Source organism: Streptomyces atroolivaceus, from assembly GCF_000717025.1.
Classification (GTDB): domain Bacteria; phylum Actinomycetota; class Actinomycetes; order Streptomycetales; family Streptomycetaceae; genus Streptomyces; species Streptomyces atroolivaceus.
Genome location: NZ_JNXG01000059.1, coordinates 1 through 653 on the forward strand (window position 1 = coordinate 1; position 653 = coordinate 653).

A 653-nucleotide genomic window follows, 5' to 3' on the forward strand; every position below is an offset into this window, starting at 1 on the left:
CTGAACCGGAGCAGCGGTTCACCGTCAGGACCCTGATGCGCGCCGACGATCTTGTCGAAGAGCGACTTGTCGAAGGCGGTCGGCGGATTCCAGAACATGTGCGCGCCGTGCATCACGGCCATGTCCCTCGACCGCATCTCCTCGATCAGCGCGTCGTGCGCGGGATACGCGACCCGCGTACCGCCCGGCGTCGACACGTCGAACACATCATGATCACCGGTGATCGGACGCCGGCCACCGTCCTCACCCAACCCGAAGACGACCCCGTCACGGACGACGAACCTGTTCTCCGCCTCCAACGCCGCCATCTTCGCGGCCAGTTCACGGAACTCCGTCGAACGCTCGTTGAAACGCGACAGAACCCCTTCCCGCTCACCCTCCGGAACGGCCCCCGCCTCAGGCATCACCGGCTTGAAGTAACCGACAAGCCCGACGCTCTCCGGGTCCGCCCCCAGAAGAACATCGACCTCGTTCAACGTCTTGGCCTTGATCTCCTGCGGCTTGGGCAACGCCCCGGCCTCGAGCCACTTCGGCGCAAGAGGATTCGTCGGACGAACGTCGATGACCACGTTCCTGTCCCGCGCCAGATCACGGAACCCCTTGAAAGCCTTCTCCGGCATCCCGTACGCATGCCGAGCCGTGTAGGAGTTGAC

1 protein-coding gene is annotated in these 653 nt (G+C 64.5%); it reads right to left on the reverse strand.

Annotation, left to right across the window (positions count from 1 at the left end; translation table 11 throughout):
- On the reverse strand, positions 1-620 hold a 620-nt coding region (locus OO67_RS35385; protein ID WP_051710306.1), incomplete at its 3' end, for a hypothetical protein.
- Positions 621-653: the final 33 nt, after the last annotated feature.